This is a genomic window from Bordetella sp. MIP270_01_BMS, from assembly GCF_054958705.1.
On record NZ_CM143297.1, the window covers coordinates 634,885 to 651,279 of the forward strand.

Below are 16,395 nucleotides of genomic sequence, written 5' to 3' on the forward strand. Positions count from 1 at the left end.
GAGATGAACGAGAGGCATTCGGGCAGGCCCGCGGATTCCCCCCTGATCTCGGTCAGGGACCTGGAAGTGGATATCGCTACGGCACACGGAACCGTGCGGGCCGTGCGCGGTATCTCGTTTGACATTCGTGCCGGCCGGACTTTATGCCTGGTCGGCGAATCGGGCTGCGGCAAGTCGATGACGTCACTTGCGCTGATGGGGCTGCTGCCCCGGAACGCGCAGCGCAGGGCGAGCCTCCTGAGCTTCGACGGCCGCAACATGCTTGGGCTTCCCGAGAACGACATGAGCGCAATGCGCGGCAACGAGGTCGCGATGATCTTTCAGGAGCCCATGACGTCGCTGAATCCATCTCTCACTATCGAGCGTCAACTGCTCGAGGGCTATGTCAGGCACGGGAAAGGGGACAGGGCGCAAGCGCGCGAACGCGCTCTTTATCTGATGGAGAAGGTGAAGATCCCGTCTCCTGAAGCACGCCTGCGGCAGTATCCGCACCAGTTATCAGGCGGACTGCGGCAGAGGGTGATGATTGCAATGGCGTTGATGTGTTCGCCGAAGCTCATTATTGCCGACGAACCCACTACGGCGCTGGACGTGACGGTTCAAGCCCAGACCCTGACGCTCTTGAATGACTTGCAGAGCGAGTTCGGCATGGCCATTCTTCTCATCACGCACGACCTGGGCGTGGTGGCCAGGGTCGCGGATGAGGTGGCGATCATGTACGCCGGCGAGATCGTCGAGTCCGGACCGGCTCACGCGGTTTTCCAATCAGCACTGCATCCATATACCCAGGGCTTGCTGGACTGCATTCCGATACCCGGAAAGGTCAGGCCGGGGGAGCATCTGGGTCACATACCCGGACAGGTGCCGAGTCTTACCGCGGAATTCGAGGGTTGCGCCTTTCGCAACCGCTGCCGGTTTGCCATGCCCGAGTGCCGCCTGCCAGTAGCCCTCAGGCACTCCGGACAGGGCGGGCATGATTACCGGTGTGTGGTGGCTCCGGACCATATTGCCGCGGAGGCGTCGTCATGAAGCCGCCCATACTGGAAACAGACAAACTGACGCGAAGTTTTGTGTCAGGCAGCAGCATGTTCCGCCGGGGCTGGACGCATCGGGCGGTCGATGAAGTCAGTCTTCGCGTGGACGACGATGAGGTGCTTGCCATCGTGGGGGAATCAGGATGCGGAAAGTCGACGCTCGCCCTCATGATGCTGGGATTGCTCGAACCCACCAGCGGGTCCATCCGCCTGGACGGTCAGCCGATCGCGCACCTGGCGCGCAAGCAGATCGCGAGACTCGTGCAGCCAGTGTTCCAGGACCCATACGCGTCGCTCAACCCGCGCGCGACTATCGAGCAGTCGCTGATGCTGCCGCTGACCGTGCACGGCATCGGTGACGCCAGCGAGCGCCGTGCGCGCGTCTCCGATGCGATGGACGCCGTCGGACTGGCGCGCCGGTACGCACAAAGCTACCCCGCCCAATTGTCCGGTGGCCAACGTCAGCGGGTGGCGATCGCCAGGGCGTTAATGGTTCGCCCCCGGTTGTTGATTTGCGACGAACCCACATCGGCACTCGACGTGTCGGTGCAGTCACAGGTTCTCAACTTGTTGATCGACTTGCGGCGCGATTTCAACCTGAATTACGTATTGATCAGTCACAATCTCGCGGTAGTTGAACATATGTCCACCCAAGTGTGCGTAATGCACAAGGGCAAGATCGTTGAAGCCGGGCCGACGGCGCAGGTATTTGCGCGGCCCGAGCAAGCCTACACCCGCATGCTGCTCGATTCCGTACTTCCACCCGACCCCACGATCGGGGCCAGGGCGCGGACGGAGCATGCAGTGATCGAATCCACTCCGAACGAATCGCCGAGGGCAACATGAGCGCTGAAAAACTTCTGGAACCCGTGAGCGACGCCAGCGTATGGCGTCGTGCGGATCTGGTGCGGGACACGTCCTGGATCATCGAGCTGACGCCGAGCCAGGCAGCGGAACTTTCCGATGCTGCGGACCGCATCAGGGAACGCGGACTGCGTGCCGCCGAATTCACGCGCAATGACTTCCCGCTGCCTTCAGTGCAGCCGCTTCTTGACGCAGTACTGAGTGCGTTGCAGGATGGGCGTGGTGCCGTCCTGCTTCGAGGCCTGCCGTTTGACCCTCAGGACGAGGAAAAGGCCGGCATCCTGCTCTGGGGTGTCACGCTGTACCTGGGACGCGCGATGAAACAGCACGCACAGGTCAATGTGGGCGGATATCGCGACAACCTCATTGCGCATATCCTCAACCAGGGCATGGACTACACGCAGCTCAACGTCCATGGATCAGCGACCAGCGCAGAACAAAGGCCGCACTGCGACCCGTCCGATCTGGTGGCGCTACTGTGCATCCGGCCCGCCGAGGATGGAGGTGGCGTGAGCCAGATTGTGAGTTCGACCGCGATCTACAACAAGATCCTGTCCGATCATCCCGAGGTCCTCGATACGCTTTACGAAGGCTTCTACCATGACCTGCGCAAGCAGTCCGTCAGGCCGGGCGAAGAGCTGACACCTCACAAGATACCGGCCTTCAGCTACTTTGAAGGTCACCTCAGCTGCATATTCAATTCGAAGACTGTCGAGGCCGCGGCCCAGAAGCTGGGGCGCCCGCTGTCCGCAGCGGAACAGCACGCCATTGATACCGTCATCCGCCTGGCGACGCATCCGGATCTGGCCTATAGCATGTCGTTGCAGACCGGAGACCTGCAGTTGCTCAACAACTACACCGTTTTGCATTGCCGCAGCGGATGGCAGGATCCGGACGATTACACCCGGAAGCGCCTCATGCTGCGGCTGTGGCTCAAGTGCGAGCCCGGTCGCCCGCTGGCTCCCGGCGTGAAAGGCGGCTACGTCACGGGCGCCGTGCATGATGTAGGTGTCGCGCAAGCAAGTGCGTCATGAAGCGGCACATTGCATGCCTGACTTTCGATTTCGACGCCTGGTCGGGCTTTGTCGCCCGTGGCCTCACCACGCCGACTCCCATCTCGCGCGGAGAGTTCGGTGTGGTGGGTGTACGCCGCATACTCGAGCTGCTGAAGCGGCACGGCATCCAGAGCACGTGGTTCGTCCCGGGCATGGTGATCCAGGCCTACCCTGACTTGTGCCATGACATCGTGGCGCATGGCCACGAAATCGGCCATCACGGCTGGACGCACCGGCCGCCAGCGGACCTTGCACCGGACGTCGAAGCAGAGGAAATGGCTCGAGCCAATGAAGCCATACGCCGCATCAGCGGCCGCACCGCCGCAGGGTACCGGTCACCGGCCTGGGATATCAGCGATCGAACAGTGGAATTGCTGCTTGAACACCAGTTCCTCTACGAAAGCAGCCTGATGGGAAATGATCACTGTCCTTATTTTGTCCGGAAGGGCGATCAAATCTCGCAGACGGAGGCCCCCACGTTCGGCAGGCACACTGCGTTGGTGGAAATGCCGATCTCGTGGTCGCTGGACGATTACCCTCATTTCGAATTCCTGCGCACGCAGAATCACATCCTTCAGGGGCTGTCGAACGGCAGACTGGTGCTGGAGAACTGGCTCGCCGATTTCCAATACATGCGTCGCGTCGAATCCTGGGGCGTACTGACCTACACTTTCCATCCGTACGTCACTGGCCGGGGCCACCGCATGCTGGTGCTGGAAGGCCTGATAGAGGGGCTCATCGCCCAGGAAGCCACTTTCCTGACCATGGAGCAGGCAGCGCTGGAATTCAAGGCCCGGGTACAGCGGGGCGATTTGACGCCTTATCCCTGACCGGGTTATTGCCCGCTGAGATCATTCGATACGGCAAGCAGTTGCGGCACGACATGCCTGATGAAGTCGGCTTCCGCCCATTCGCTTGCGGAGGCCGCCACATGTATCGCTCCCAGGGGGACGCCATGGCGGTCGGTGATGGCGGCGCCGATCACCAGTTCGTCGATCTTCCATTCGCCGGACTGTAACGCGTAGCCGTCGCGGCGGGCTTTATCAAGTTCCTTGAGTATGGCCTTCGGGCTTGTTTTGGTCTTGGGTGTGTAGGCCACGAGTTGCGAGCTCTCGATTATCTCCAAGGCGCGTGCCTGCGGATAACGCGCGAGCACGGCGCGCCCGCCCGCGGAACAATACATGGGCACGTGGCATCCGATGTGTGCGTGCGCCAGGCTTTCTCGCTTGGTGCGCATGCGCAATACATACAGCAGCGCATTGCCGTCGACCAAGGTCAGGTCGACCCGCTCGCCCAGTGCCCGCCGCAGTTCCGTCATCACCGGGGAAGCTTTCTCGACGAGGGGATGCACGCGCAGGAAGTTGAAGGCAAAGCTCAATACTTTCTTGCCCAATGCGTAGCGTCGCGTGACCGCATCCTGCTCCAGATAACCATGGGATTTCAGGGTGTAGGTGAAACGCTGTGCGGCACTGCGATCCAGCCCCGTGGCGGCGCTTATTTCGCTCAGACTCATGGTGCGCTCACCTGCCGAGAACGCTTCCAGTATGGCAAACGCCTTGCCCAGGGATTTCACGTTCAATGGGTTTTCTGACTGGGGTGAACTGTCGGGAAGGAACTCGGACGTCATCGCAAGCGGTGATTGAATATAAATAACAAGTATTGAATATTAATCGATGAGGGACGTGCGCCGCCACGCATGCTTTCCCGTAGGCGGCTTGCATATCGTAGAGGCAGCCGGCCGCACAGCGGGGTCGCTGCGAGCAGAAGCCCAACGGGCGCCCGGGGCCGCTCCTTGCATGCATGCTGCACCGAGACGATCAGTTTCAATGCGAGGGGACGAGGCACGCCGCCGCTACGCGGAGCTCCAGGCGCCGTACGGGCGCGGGATGCCGGGCCACCCATGGGGTCAGCGCGGCACGGGGACTCAGTCCGCCGCCTTCGCGGGCTGGGTTCATCTGAACGGAAGCACGCGTGCGACGAGGCAGATCCCGCTATCGTGGCAACGCAGGGGTGCCGCCGGCGCCCAGATCCCAATACAGGCCCGTCATCAGGCATAGCCCTTCGCGCAGCAGTTCCGGGGGCAGGTGTTCGTTCGGCGCGTGCTGTGAACAACCCGGATAGGAATGCGGCACCCAGATGGTCCGCAAGCCAAGTACATCCGTAAAATTGTCGTTGGGCAGCGATCCGCCGAGATTGGGCAGTATGGCCACTTTCTTGCCGCTGGTGGCTTCCAGCGACTCGACCGCCCAGCGCACCCACGGATCATCGGGGTCGATGCGCGTGGCCTGAAACATGGTTTCGCGCGTGGTCTGGATCCGCACCATGGGAAAGCCCTGGCGGTCCAGGTGGCGGCGCAGCGCGGGCAGCAGGGCGTCAGGATCCACGCCCACGACGAAGCGAAGCTGGCATCGCGCCCAGGCGCGGGCAGGGATCGCATTGACGGGCGTTTCCGGGTTTCCGGTCTTGTACGCCAGCACCTCGAAAGAACACCAGCCGAACACACGCTCGGCGGGCGACAGGCCGGGTTCGCCCCAATCAGGTTCGATTTCGGGGCCATCCGCGCCACCGTCGACCTGGCAGTCGGCGAGCGCACGGCGCACCGCGTCAGGAAGCTGCGCCGGCACCCATTCGGGCACCCGGATCTGCCCCGAGGGCGAAACCAGAGTGGAAATGGCGTGTGCCAACTGAATGCCGGGATTGGAGATCAGGCCGCCCCAGTTGCCGGAGTGGTGCGCGCCATCGCGGGCCTCGATGCTGAGGTCGAAGTTCAGGCTGCCGCGCGCACCCAGGAACACGGTGGGCCGCTTCGCACTCAATCGCGGCCCGTCGGAGGCGATGAGCAGGTCCGCCGACAGGCGGTCCCTATGCTCCGCGCACAGCTCTCGCAGCCCCATGGACCCTGTCTCTTCGCCCATTTCGACCAGGTATTTCACATTGAAGCCCAGGTTCCCCCGCGTTTGGAGCACCAGGCGCAACGCTTCGATATTGACGCTGTGCTGACCCTTGTTGTCGGCAATGCCGCGCCCGTACCAGCGGCCATCGCGTTCGGTCAGTTCCCAGGGCGTAAGGCCGGCGCTCCACTCGCGATCCAGGCCGCGTATGACGTCTCCGTGCCCGTAGCCGAGCACGGTGGGCAGGGCCGGATCTTCAATGCGTTCGGCATAGAGAAACGGGGCGCTGGCGCGCGCATGGGTCAAGGTCGTGCAGACAAAGCCCATCCCTTCGAACGCCGGACGGATCTCTTTCTCCAGATAGTCAGACAGTACGTCGGAACGTTCCGGGTTCTGGCTTTCGGTGGGCAGCGCCAGGCGGCGGGCGAGCAAGGCACGGAAGGCACCCGAATCGAAGCATTGTTCGGCACTGGCGATGGCGGCGGCGCGGCTCATGTGGGGGTGCTTCCTTCTGGAGACGGTGGATAAAGGTGGCAGGCAACCAGGGCCTGCTGTTGCGCCAGCAGGGCGGGGCGCTCGTCCCGGCATTGGGGCATGGCATGCTTGCAGCGCGGATGGAATGGACACCCCGGCGGAGGATTGATGGGGTCGGGGAACGACAGGCCCAGACCCGTATCAGGAATCCCCAGCCCTGGCTCGGGGGTAAGCACCGACGCCAGCAGGGCCTGCGTGTAAGGGTGGCGTGGCTGCCGGAAGAGTTCTCCGGCGGGGGCGGATTCGACGACACGCCCCAGGTACATCACCGCGACGTGGGTGGCGATATGTTCGACGACCGCCAGGTTGTGGCTGATGAAGACGTAGGTCAGGTTGAACTCCTGGCGCAAGGCCATGAGCAAATTCATGATCTGCGCCTGTACGGACACGTCCAGTGCGGAGGTGGGCTCGTCGCAGATGACGATCTCGGGATTCATGACCAGGGCGCGTGCTATCGCCACGCGCTGCCGCTGGCCTCCGGACAGTTGGCCCGGCGTGTTCGAGGCCAGGCGAGGCGGAAGGCCGACTCTTTCCAGCATCTCGATGGCCTTGTGCCGGCGCGGGTTCGCGATGCCATGCACCTCCAGCGGCAAGGACACGATCGACGCAATGTCGCGGCGCGGGTTCAGCGACGAATACGGGTCCTGGAAGACCGGCTGTACCCGGCGGGCGACACTACGCCGCGACATGGCACGAATATCCTGGCCCTCGATACTGACTTTGCCGCTGGTGGTCGGCAGAAGCCCGAGCAACAGTCGGGCCAATGTCGATTTGCCGCAACCCGACTCACCCACGACGCCCAGTACACCGCCTCGCTCGACTTGCAGATCCACGCCATTGACGGCATGCAGGGTTCGGCGTGGCTGGAACATGCCAGTCTTCACATTGAAGCTGCGGCTGACGTCCTCGGCCTGTAGCAGGGCGTTCATCAGGCGGCCTCCAGGACGCAGCGCCACTGTCTGCCGGGTGGCGTTTGCCGCAGCGGCACGTCGTGCAGGCACTCCGGCCGGGCATGACGGCACCGGTCGCGGAATGCGCAGCCGCGCAACTCGCCGGTCAGGGGCGGTACGACGCCGGGGATCGTCCCCAGCGGCGAGCCTGGCAAGGTGCGCCCCGGCACCGGAATACAGGCAAGCAAGCCTTCGGTATAGGGATGGCGCGGCGCGGTGAACAGCTCGGCCGCCGAAGCCTGTTCGACGATCTGCCCCGCATACATCACGGCGACCTGCCGGGCGATGCGCGCCACGACGCCCAGGTCATGGGTGATCAACACCATGGCAATGCCGAGCTCGGCCTGCAACTCTGCCAGCAACCGCAGGATCTGCGCCTGGATGGTCACATCCAGCGCCGTGCTGGGCTCATCGGCTATCAGCAGTTCCGGACCGCACATCAATGCCATGGCGATCATCACGCGCTGTCGCAGGCCGCCGGACAACTGGTGGGGGTACTGGCCCAGCCGCTGTCCTGCCGACGCGATGCCGACCTTTTCCAGCAGTTCGACGGCGCGGTCGCGCGCCTGCGACGCGCTGGCGCCACGATGGTGCCGGTAATGCTCGGCCAACTGCGCGCCGATGGTATAGGCCGGGTTGAGGGCTGTCATGGGCTCCTGGAAAATCATGGCCATCTTGTTGCCACGCAAGGCGTTGATGCGGCGCCGTCCGGCGCGCGAAAGGTCTTCGCCCAAGACGGCCAGACGGGACGTGCTGCGGCGCGCGGCGCGCGGCAGCAAGCCCATGATGGCCAGCGAGGTCATGGATTTGCCGCAGCCCGACTCGCCCACGAGACACAGTGTTTCACCGCGGCGCACCTGGAATGAAACACCGCGCACAGCATGGACCGGGCCCCGCGGAGTGTCGATGTCGACCCTCAGGTCCTGCACATCCAGCACGATATCGTCAGGGTTCATGAATCAGGCCTTGTCGTCTGGGGTCAGCCATTGATGCAAGCCGTCGCCGGCCAGGTTGATGGCGAAGATCAGCAATGCCAGGGCGCTGCCCGGGATGGCGATGAGCCAGAACGAGAAAAACATATACGCCTTGGCTTCGGAAATCATGAGGCCCCAGGACGGCAGGGGCGGCTGCACGCCCAGGCCCAGGAAGGAAAGCGCCGCTTCCAGCAGGATGGCGCTCGCGGCCTCGAGCGTCGCAATCACAATCAGGTGGGGCACCACATTAGGAAGGACCTCGCCGCGCACGATGCGCCAGGTGGACGCGCCGGCCGCCTGCGCGGCGGCGACATACTCCAGAGATCGGACCTGTTGCGTGGCGCTGCGCATGACCACGGCGTAACGGTCCCATTTCAGCAGTCCCAGCACCAGAATCACGACCCACAGCGAGCCGCCGACGATGGCGACGGTTGCCAGCGCCACGAGTATCACCGGCATGGACAGGCGGGTAGTGATCAGAAATGACACAACCATGTCGACGCGTCCGCCGAAGTAACCCGCCGCCATGCCCAGCGTCGTACCGATCAGCCCGGAGATCAGGGCCACGCTGATGCCGATCAGCAGCGAAATCCGTGCCCCGTAGAACAGGCGCGACATGTAGTCGCGACCCAGCTGGTCGGTGCCCAGCGGATGCAGCCAGGTGCCTTTCTCGGCCCAGACCGGGGGAACGGTGCGATGCGTCAGGTCCTGGTAATAGGGGTCGTGGGGCGACAGCCATGGCGCAAACACTGCCACCAGCACGATCAGCAGCAGGATCGATCCGCCCGCGAGCAGCGCCTGGTTGTGGCGCAGGCGGCGCCAGGTCAGCCTCGAGGGCGCGACGCCGGCGGATGGCACGGGGGCCGGCACGTTGCCAATCACGGGGGGCAAGGGTGCGGCCATGATCAGGATACCCGGATGCGCGGATCGAGCCACGCGTTGGCCACATCGGCGGCCAGCGTCAACAACACATACAGTACCGACAGCAAGAGCACGATCAGCTGCATGACGGGATAGTCTTTGAATGTGATGCTCTGATAGGCCAGGTAGCCCAGCCCGTCCAGCGCGAAAATGGTTTCGATGACCACCGAGCCGCCCAACAGATAGCCCAGCTGCACTGCGGCGAGCGCGACCACCGGAACGATGGCGTTGCGCAGCGCGTGCTTGAAGATCACTGAACCGGCGGGCAGCCCCTTGGCGCGCGCCGTGCGTATATAGTCGGCGTCCAGAACTTCGATCATGCCTGCGCGGATCAGACGCATGAAGGCGGGCGCCACGTAATAACCCAGCGCGATGGCGGGCATCACGAAATGCTGCCACGTTCCGCTGCCGGATACCGGCAATATCCGCCAGGTTATCGAGAACAGCATGATGAGCAGGAGAGCGAAGAAAAAATTCGGGAGGGCCTGCCCCAGCACGGCGACCGCGAGGCAAAGGCGATCGGCGAGGCTGCCTTTGTACAGCGCGGCCAGCACACCCAGCGGGATGGAAATCGACAGCGCCACCCCCAGTGCCGCAAGCCCGAGCACGAGTGTGGTCTGCAGCTTGGAAAAAATCAGCGGCCCCGCATCGGTCTTGAAATATACCGATGTGCCGAAATGGCCGTTCAGTATGTTCCATAGCCAATCGGCGTACTGCACGACGATGGGCCGGTCCAGGCCGTACGTCTGGCGGATCATATCGATATCTGCCTGGCGCGCGCCTTCGCCGGCCAGAGCCATGGCGGGATCACCCGAAAGATGCAGCAGCAGGAAAGCCAGGATCGACACGGTCAGGGCCACCAGTACGGCCAGCCCCAGCCGCCGGATCATGAATGCAAGCATCACTGTCCTCCTTGCTGCCGCGGCGCCGGCCTATTTCCAGCTCATGTCCCAGAACCGAACCAGTTCGTCCGGATACGCCTTGAAGTCCACGTCTTTGCTGGCGACGTAATACACGGGCAGCGACCAGAGCGGCGCCGCGTAGGCCTTCTCTGCGATCAGGGTCAGCGCCTGCTTGTAGGTCGCGTTGCGCTCGGCGCTGTCGATGGTGCGGTCTCCCTTGTCGAGCAGGTCGCGTATCTCGGAGTCGCGGGTGATGTCGTCATTGCCGAAGGCAAAGTACACCGGCGTCGAGGCCGACACGTCGTTGACCAGGTTGGATCCCCAGGTCTGGTGGGTCAGCGAAGCCTTGCCGGCCCGGATCATGTCGCGCATGGCGGCATACTGCAGGAAATTCAGCTTGGCGCGGATGCCGACCGCCTGCAGATAATTGATGATGGCCTCGGTCTGGTTGCGTTCGCGGTAGGCCACGATGTCGATGTCGAAGCCATTGGCAAATCCGGCCTCGGCCAGGAGTTTCTTGGCCAGTTCCGGGTCGTACCTGTATACCGGTGCACCCTCGTCGGTACAGCCTTCCTGAGATGGCGTGCAGATCGTATTCAGGATCTCCGACCCTTCGCCAACGATGTTCTTGATAATGGACTCGCGGTCGATGGCGTGCAGAATGGCTTTGCGCACTCGCTCGTCCTTGAGTTGCGGGGCGGGCGTGTTGTCCAGGATGTTCATCTGCATGAACACGATACGCATCGTATTGCCGCTCTTGACCTGCAGTTGCGGAAGGGTCTTGAGCTGCTCGGCCTGGTCTTTCGGCACGTGCATGATGAAGTCTTCACCGCCCGAGATGACCTCGGCCATCTGGGTCTGCCGATCCGGGATGAAGCGGATCACCACTTTGCCGATCTTGGGCTGCTGTTTGGGCGAATCCTTGAAATATTCCCTGTTTGCCTCGAGCGTGATCGACTTGCCCGGCACGTACTCGGCGACTTTGTATGGCCCCGTACCGACCGGCTTGGCGTTCATGCCCTGCGGCCCGACCTCGGCATAGTACTTGGCGGGATGGATAGCCACCGTGGTCGACAGGTATTCCTTCGCGGCCGGGAAGGGTTCTTTGGTGGTGATCCTGACCTTGTACTTGTCGATTTTCTCTACCTTGTCGATCCACCGAACATTCTGCTGGGTCGTGGCCTTGTTCTTCGGGTCTGCCACGAAGTTCAGGGTGTACACCACCGAGTCGGCGTCGAAGTCCTCTCCGTTGTGAAACTTGATGCCTTCGCGCAGTTCGAATTCCAGGGTCTTGTCGTCGACCTGCTTCCAACTCTTCGCCAACTGCCCCTTGTACTCGTTGGTGAGCGGATCGCGGTACAGCAGCGTGTCCCAGACATTGGCGGCAATGATGACGCCTATGCGCACGTTGTTGAAGTAGGGGTCCACGCTTTCGGGCGCCTGGTCGTAGGCCATGCGCAGGGTGTCGTCCTGCTTGCCGGCCCAGGCCGGACCTGCGGCGATGGCGGCGCCGGCCAGCAGCAATGCCGCGGCACGGGTTCCAAAAGACAGCGGTGCAACGAAACTAACGCGACGTTCAGCCATAACAGACTCCTGTAAACCAAGATGGTCAATAAGCGGAATACTGCGGTGTTGCGTGAATCGTTAGTGGTTCCGGCGCGGTACTGGCAGCCGCAGCGGAGGTCAGGTTCCTTCTGGCCCGGCCATTCATGCAGGCCACGGTCGGGCGCGACAATATGCCGGATGCAGCCTCGGGCAGCCGTGCCCGCAGTCGTCGGCGGCCCGCCGGGCCGTGCAGGCGGTCCGGCGATCCGCCAGAAAGCATCCAACCCGCCGGGTTGGGGAATCCTGTAGCGGCCGGGCTGCGCGGCTCGCAGACCAAGGCGTCGGGACAACGGCGTCATGCATTTGGTATACCAAATCGAGTCTGGCGCCCAAGCACTATAAATCAGCGCACAGGGCTGTACGCATGGGGGAATACCCTGCAGATCGGCGGATATGTGGCGCGTTCCGGGGAAGGTCGATGGCGTTAGGCACGCGCCACGCATTGCCCGAGCTTGGGTGCTTGCGTATGATGCTCCCTGGTGTTCGCCCCACCGGTATACCAAAGGAACCAGCATGCAAGAAGCTCTGATGCAGCAAGCCATCCAGTTCGCCCAAGAACACGAAACCTCCTGGGACCGCGATGTCGACGGCGTATGGGGTGTGCACCAGCAGGATCCTCCGCCTTGGAACCGGCTGCTCGGCCCGGTACATGGGCGCGGTCCGAATACCGGGCTGGTGGTGGTCGATGGGCGCACCGTGGCAATCTGGGGTGAGCCCCGGCGCGCCGACCTGACCTTCAGCGTGGCGAAGATGTACCTGGCCCTGCTGGCCGGCGTCGCGCATGACCGGGGCCTGCTGCCCGACGTCGACGAGCCCGTCAGGGCCCGCGTGCCGGGCATCGGGTTCGACGAGGGCCGCAACGCCCAGATCACCTGGAGGCATCTGCTGCAGCAGACCAGCGAATGGGAAGGAGAAAGATTCGGCGTGCCCGACCAGGTCGACCGTTACCGCGCGGTCACGTTCGGTGCGCCGCCGCAAGGCAAGAAGGGCGATGCGCGGCCGCTGCAGGAGCCAGGCACCTATTGGGAATACAACGACGTACGCATCAACCAGCTTTCGTACGCGCTGCTGCACCTGTTCCGCAAGCCGCTGCCCGAGATTTTCCGCGACGCCATCATGCGCCCGCTCGGCGCAAGCGATGATTGGCATTGGGCCTGTTATGACAACGCATGGGTCGAGATCGATGGCGAGCTCATGCCCTCGGTGCCTGGCGGCTCGCATTGGGGTGGCGGCATGTCCATCAGCGCCGAAGACCAGGCCCTGATAGGCCGCATGCTGCTTGACGACGGCCGTGCCAACGGACACCAGATCGTCTCGGCCGAATGGCTGCGCGCCATGCGCGCGCCATGCGACCTTGCGCCGTACTACGGCTTCCTGATCTGGCTGAACGAGGGCCGCCGCATCTTCCCCAGCGTCAGCGAATCCAGCTTCTTCGGCATAGGCGCCGGCAGCTCCTTCACGTGGGTCGAACCCCAGAGGCGCATGGTCGTGATCGTGCGTTGGCTGGATTCGGCGCACGCAGACACGTTGTTCGGCAAGATACAGGCCGCCGTGGACGCTTGAGCGGCCGCAGCCCGCGCGGGCCGGGGCCCACTCGCGACGGGCATGCTGGCGTTTGAGCGCAGTCAATTTGCGCCAGGACCCGCGGCACTACCCTGGGATGCAGGCGGAGCTTTCGCCGCCATTTCCCAAGGGCCTCTTATGTACCAACACATCCTGATCCCCATCGACGGTTCCGACCTATCCAAAATCGGCCTGGCACGGGGCGTCGACCTTGCCCGGGCGCTGCACGCCCGGGTCACCATCCTGACCGTGCTCGAGCCCTTTCATCTGTCGGCCTCGGAAGGTGTGCGCCTGGCCGGCATGCAACAGCAGTTGCGCCAGCAGTCACGCGAGCGGGCTCAGGCTGCGCTCGATGCCGCGTCCGAACAGGCGCGCCAGGCCGGCGTGGCCTGCGCCACGCATGTGCACGACGAGAGCCAGCCTTATGCCGCCATCGTCGAATATGCCACGCGTGCCGGCTGCGACCTGATCGCCATGTGTTCGCACGGCCGCAGCGGCATGGCCGCCATGGTGCTCGGCAGCCAGACCCAGAAAGTGCTGGCCAAGTCCAAGATCCCCGTGCTGGTCTATCGCTGAGCCGCGGCCCGGGCGCGCGGGCATCACCCCGGCCGGACTGGCTATAATTGCCAGTTCGGCCATTTTTTTGGCTGCCTGTCGTTTCTTCAAGGCGCAGCTAGCGCCCGATCTCAAATGAAAAAACTCACTGCTGTCTTCCTGGCTTGCGCCACGACGCTGCTGGCCGCTTGCGGCCAAAGCGACGATCCTGCACCGCAGGCCGCCGCACCCAGCGCCGTCCAGAAAATCGTCGTAGGGCTGGACGATAACTTTCCGCCCATGGGATTCCGCGACGAAAGCAACCAGCTCGTCGGCTTCGATATCGACATGGCGCGCGAGGCCAGCCGTCGCATGGGTATCGAAGTCGAGTTCAAGCCCATCGACTGGAGCGCAAAGGAAGCCGAGCTCAATGGCAAGCGTGTGGACGTGCTCTGGAACGGCCTGACCATCACCGAAGAGCGCAAGAAGAACATCGCATTCACCGCGCCGTATATGGCCAACCACCTGATCATCCTGGTGGCGCAGGCGTCGCCCATCCAGAACAAGGCCGATCTCGCCGGCCGCGTGATGGGCGCGCAGGATGGCAGCAGTGCCATCGATGCCATCAAGAAAGACGAGCAGGTGGCCGCCAGCCTGAAGGAGCTCAAGCTGTTCGGCGACAACGTCACGGCGCTGATGGACCTTTCCGCGGGGCGCCTGGACGCCGTCGTGGTCGATGAAGTGGTGGGTCGTTACCTGGCCAGCAAGCGGGAAGGGCAGTACCGCGTGCTCGAAGAAAACTTCGGCACCGAAGACTACGGCGTCGGCCTGCGCAAAGACGAACCCGAGCTGCTGGCCAAGCTCGACCAGACCCTCGACGCCATGAAGCAGGACGGCACGGCAGCCCGCATCGCCCAGCAGTGGTTCGGCGCCGACATCATCAAATAAGTCGGTCCGGGGTGCACCGCCCCGGGGCCGGCTGACGGGATCTCCGCATGGACTACGTCATCTCCCTGCTGGGGCCGATGGCACAGGGTGCCCAGACCACCCTGACGCTGTTCTTCATTACCTTGGCCCTGGCGATACCGCTGGGGCTGGTGCTGGCGCTGGCGCGCATTTCACATTGGCGCCTGCTGAGCCAGTTGGTCAACGGCTATATCTGGCTCATGCGCGGTACGCCGCTCATGCTGCAGATGCTGTTCATCTACTTCGCCTTGCCGTTCGTACCGGTGGTGGGTGTACGCCTGCCCGATTTTCCGGCGGCCGTCGTGGCATTCACCCTGAACTATGCGGCGTATTTTGCCGAAATCTTCCGGGCCGGCATCCAGTCGGTGGACCGGGGCCAGTATGAAGGCAGCAAGGTTCTGGGCATGAGCTATCTGCAGACGCTGCGCCGCGTCGTGCTGCCGCAGATGGTGCAGCGGGTGCTGCCGCCGCTCAGCAACGAGACCATCACCCTGGTCAAAGACACCTCGCTTATCTACGTGCTGGCGCTGAACGACATCCTGCGCACGGCGCGCGGCATCGTGCAGCGGGATTTCACGACGACGCCGTTCCTGGTGGCCGCGGCATTCTACCTGCTGATGACGCTGATGCTCACCTGGTTGTTCCAGCACATGGAAAAACGTTATGCCAAGTACGACCAATAGCACCGGCCATCATCCCCCGCCGGCCGATGCCGCGCCGGCCGATGCCGTGGCGGCCAATGCCGCGGCGGCCGATGCCGTGGCGGCAGTTGCAGATTCACGGCCCGTCATGATCGAGGCGATGGGCATCGGCAAGTCCTTCGGCGCCACCCGGGTTCTCGATCAGGTGTCGCTCATGCTGCGCAAGGGCGAAGTGGTGGCGGTGATCGGTCCGTCCGGGTCGGGCAAGAGCACGTTCCTGCGCTGCCTCATCCACCTGGAAACCATCGACGAAGGCAGTATCCGCATCGAGGGCGAGACCTTGGCGGCCGCCGTGGCGAACGGCCCCAGCGTGTACGCGCGCGACGCCGACGTGCGCCGCCTGTGTCGCCGAATGGGCATGGTGTTCCAGTCGTTCAACCTGTTCCCGCACATGACTGTGCTGCAGAACATCATCGAGGCGCCGGTGACGGTGCAGGGCGTGCCTCGCGATGTGGCCATACCCAAGGCCGAGGCCCTGTTGCGCAAGGTTGGCCTGTTGAACAAGCGTGACAATTATCCATCGCGCCTGTCCGGCGGACAGAAGCAGCGCGTGGCGATCGCCCGTGCGCTGGCGCTGGAGCCCGACATCATGCTGTTCGACGAACCGACGTCGGCGCTCGACCCAGAACTGACGGGCGAAGTGCTGCGCACCATGCGCCAGCTGGCCGATGAACACATGACCATGCTGGTCGTGACGCATGAAATGGGTTTTGCACGCGAGGCGGCGCACCGGGTAGTGTTCATGGACGAGGGCCGCGTGGTAGAAGAATCGCCCGCAAAGGCTTTCTTCGAGGCGCCGCGCCACCCGCGCGCGCGGCAGTTCCTGGGACAGATGCTGTAGACGCGCCCGCAACGCGATACGCCGTTACAGTCGAAGCACGCGCTCATAAAATAAAACAAC

Annotated in this window: 16 protein-coding genes; 9 read left to right on the forward strand and 7 right to left on the reverse strand. The window is 63.4% G+C overall.

The window, feature by feature from the left end:
* The first annotated feature begins 3 nt into the window (after positions 1-3).
* The 4 genes from ACV17W_RS02885 to ACV17W_RS02900 are packed head-to-tail and all read left to right on the forward strand — an operon-like array spanning position 4 to position 3,783.
* Positions 4-1,029, forward strand: a complete 1,026-nt coding sequence (locus ACV17W_RS02885) for an ABC transporter ATP-binding protein (RefSeq protein WP_462594959.1) — start codon at positions 4-6, stop codon at positions 1,027-1,029.
* On the forward strand, positions 1,026-1,880 hold the full coding sequence (locus ACV17W_RS02890) for an ATP-binding cassette domain-containing protein (protein ID WP_462594960.1): 855 nt from the start codon (positions 1,026-1,028) through the stop codon (positions 1,878-1,880). The genes ACV17W_RS02885 and ACV17W_RS02890 overlap by 4 nt, the downstream gene beginning before the upstream one ends.
* Complete coding sequence (locus tag ACV17W_RS02895) at positions 1,877-2,932, forward strand: TauD/TfdA family dioxygenase (RefSeq protein ID WP_462594961.1); 1,056 nt, start codon at positions 1,877-1,879, stop codon at positions 2,930-2,932. Before ACV17W_RS02890 ends, ACV17W_RS02895 begins: the two co-directional genes overlap by 4 nt.
* Positions 2,929-3,783 carry a polysaccharide deacetylase family protein gene (locus ACV17W_RS02900; RefSeq protein ID WP_462594962.1) on the forward strand — a complete coding sequence of 285 codons (855 nt, stop codon included), beginning with the start codon at positions 2,929-2,931 and terminating at the stop codon, positions 3,781-3,783. The genes ACV17W_RS02895 and ACV17W_RS02900 overlap by 4 nt, the downstream gene beginning before the upstream one ends.
* Before the next feature lie 5 nt (positions 3,784-3,788).
* Here ACV17W_RS02900 and ACV17W_RS02905 read toward each other — a convergent pair whose 3' ends face one another.
* From ACV17W_RS02905 to ACV17W_RS02935, 7 genes are all read right to left on the reverse strand, one after another.
* Entirely contained in the window at positions 3,789-4,526 is a 738-nt protein-coding gene (locus ACV17W_RS02905) for an IclR family transcriptional regulator (protein ID WP_462596440.1), read from the reverse strand.
* 418 nt (positions 4,527-4,944) lie between these two features.
* On the reverse strand, positions 4,945-6,339 hold the full coding sequence (locus ACV17W_RS02910; protein WP_462594963.1) for a M20 family metallopeptidase: 1,395 nt from the start codon (positions 6,337-6,339) through the stop codon (positions 4,945-4,947).
* Positions 6,336-7,307 (reverse strand): ABC transporter ATP-binding protein, encoded by a 972-nt coding sequence (locus ACV17W_RS02915; RefSeq protein ID WP_462594964.1) that lies wholly within the window; start codon positions 7,305-7,307, stop codon positions 6,336-6,338. Before ACV17W_RS02915 ends, ACV17W_RS02910 begins: the two co-directional genes overlap by 4 nt.
* Positions 7,307-8,284: an ABC transporter ATP-binding protein gene (locus tag ACV17W_RS02920; RefSeq protein WP_462594965.1), complete on the reverse strand. Its 978-nt coding sequence runs from the start codon at positions 8,282-8,284 to the stop codon at positions 7,307-7,309. Before ACV17W_RS02920 ends, ACV17W_RS02915 begins: the two co-directional genes overlap by 1 nt.
* Positions 8,285-8,287: 3 nt before the next feature.
* On the reverse strand, positions 8,288-9,205 hold the full coding sequence (locus ACV17W_RS02925) for an ABC transporter permease (protein ID WP_462596441.1): 918 nt from the start codon (positions 9,203-9,205) through the stop codon (positions 8,288-8,290).
* Between the two features lie 2 nt (positions 9,206-9,207).
* On the reverse strand, positions 9,208-10,125 hold the full coding sequence (locus tag ACV17W_RS02930; RefSeq protein ID WP_462594966.1) for an ABC transporter permease: 918 nt from the start codon (positions 10,123-10,125) through the stop codon (positions 9,208-9,210).
* A 30-nt stretch (positions 10,126-10,155) separates the two neighbouring features.
* The gene (locus tag ACV17W_RS02935) at positions 10,156-11,709 is read right to left on the reverse strand and encodes an ABC transporter substrate-binding protein (protein ID WP_462594967.1); all 1,554 of its coding nucleotides are present in this window, start codon (positions 11,707-11,709) and stop codon (positions 10,156-10,158) included.
* Between the two features lie 534 nt (positions 11,710-12,243).
* Between ACV17W_RS02935 and ACV17W_RS02940 the strand changes: the two genes are divergently transcribed.
* From ACV17W_RS02940 to ACV17W_RS02960, 5 genes are all read left to right on the forward strand, one after another.
* On the forward strand, positions 12,244-13,293 hold the full coding sequence (locus ACV17W_RS02940) for a serine hydrolase domain-containing protein (RefSeq protein ID WP_462594968.1): 1,050 nt from the start codon (positions 12,244-12,246) through the stop codon (positions 13,291-13,293).
* 138 nt (positions 13,294-13,431) lie between these two features.
* Entirely contained in the window at positions 13,432-13,869 is a 438-nt protein-coding gene (locus ACV17W_RS02945) for a universal stress protein (RefSeq protein WP_462594969.1), read from the forward strand.
* Positions 13,870-13,983: 114 nt separating this feature from the next.
* The gene (locus tag ACV17W_RS02950; RefSeq protein ID WP_462594970.1) at positions 13,984-14,775 is read left to right on the forward strand and encodes an amino acid ABC transporter substrate-binding protein; all 792 of its coding nucleotides are present in this window, start codon (positions 13,984-13,986) and stop codon (positions 14,773-14,775) included.
* A 47-nt stretch (positions 14,776-14,822) separates the two neighbouring features.
* The gene (locus tag ACV17W_RS02955) at positions 14,823-15,476 is read left to right on the forward strand and encodes an amino acid ABC transporter permease (RefSeq protein WP_462594971.1); all 654 of its coding nucleotides are present in this window, start codon (positions 14,823-14,825) and stop codon (positions 15,474-15,476) included.
* Between the two features lie 106 nt (positions 15,477-15,582).
* Positions 15,583-16,335 carry an amino acid ABC transporter ATP-binding protein gene (locus ACV17W_RS02960; protein ID WP_462596442.1) on the forward strand — a complete coding sequence of 251 codons (753 nt, stop codon included), beginning with the start codon at positions 15,583-15,585 and terminating at the stop codon, positions 16,333-16,335.
* Positions 16,336-16,395: the final 60 nt, after the last annotated feature.

Coding starts and splice junctions, on each gene's coding strand:
- ACV17W_RS02885 (WP_462594959.1), top strand. CDS start 4: ATGAACGAGAGGCATTCGGGCAGGCCCGCGGATTCCCCCCTGATCTCG.
- ACV17W_RS02890 (WP_462594960.1), top strand. CDS start 1,026: ATGAAGCCGCCCATACTGGAAACAGACAAACTGACGCGAAGTTTTGTG.
- ACV17W_RS02895 (WP_462594961.1), top strand. CDS start 1,877: ATGAGCGCTGAAAAACTTCTGGAACCCGTGAGCGACGCCAGCGTATGG.
- ACV17W_RS02900 (WP_462594962.1), top strand. CDS start 2,929: ATGAAGCGGCACATTGCATGCCTGACTTTCGATTTCGACGCCTGGTCG.
- ACV17W_RS02910 (WP_462594963.1), bottom strand. CDS start 6,339: ATGAGCCGCGCCGCCGCCATCGCCAGTGCCGAACAATGCTTCGATTCG.
- ACV17W_RS02915 (WP_462594964.1), bottom strand. CDS start 7,307: ATGAACGCCCTGCTACAGGCCGAGGACGTCAGCCGCAGCTTCAATGTG.
- ACV17W_RS02920 (WP_462594965.1), bottom strand. CDS start 8,284: ATGAACCCTGACGATATCGTGCTGGATGTGCAGGACCTGAGGGTCGAC.
- ACV17W_RS02925 (WP_462596441.1), bottom strand. CDS start 9,205: ATGGCCGCACCCTTGCCCCCCGTGATTGGCAACGTGCCGGCCCCCGTG.
- ACV17W_RS02930 (WP_462594966.1), bottom strand. CDS start 10,125: ATGCTTGCATTCATGATCCGGCGGCTGGGGCTGGCCGTACTGGTGGCC.
- ACV17W_RS02935 (WP_462594967.1), bottom strand. CDS start 11,709: ATGGCTGAACGTCGCGTTAGTTTCGTTGCACCGCTGTCTTTTGGAACC.
- ACV17W_RS02940 (WP_462594968.1), top strand. CDS start 12,244: ATGCAAGAAGCTCTGATGCAGCAAGCCATCCAGTTCGCCCAAGAACAC.
- ACV17W_RS02945 (WP_462594969.1), top strand. CDS start 13,432: ATGTACCAACACATCCTGATCCCCATCGACGGTTCCGACCTATCCAAA.
- ACV17W_RS02950 (WP_462594970.1), top strand. CDS start 13,984: ATGAAAAAACTCACTGCTGTCTTCCTGGCTTGCGCCACGACGCTGCTG.
- ACV17W_RS02955 (WP_462594971.1), top strand. CDS start 14,823: ATGGACTACGTCATCTCCCTGCTGGGGCCGATGGCACAGGGTGCCCAG.
- ACV17W_RS02960 (WP_462596442.1), top strand. CDS start 15,583: ATGATCGAGGCGATGGGCATCGGCAAGTCCTTCGGCGCCACCCGGGTT.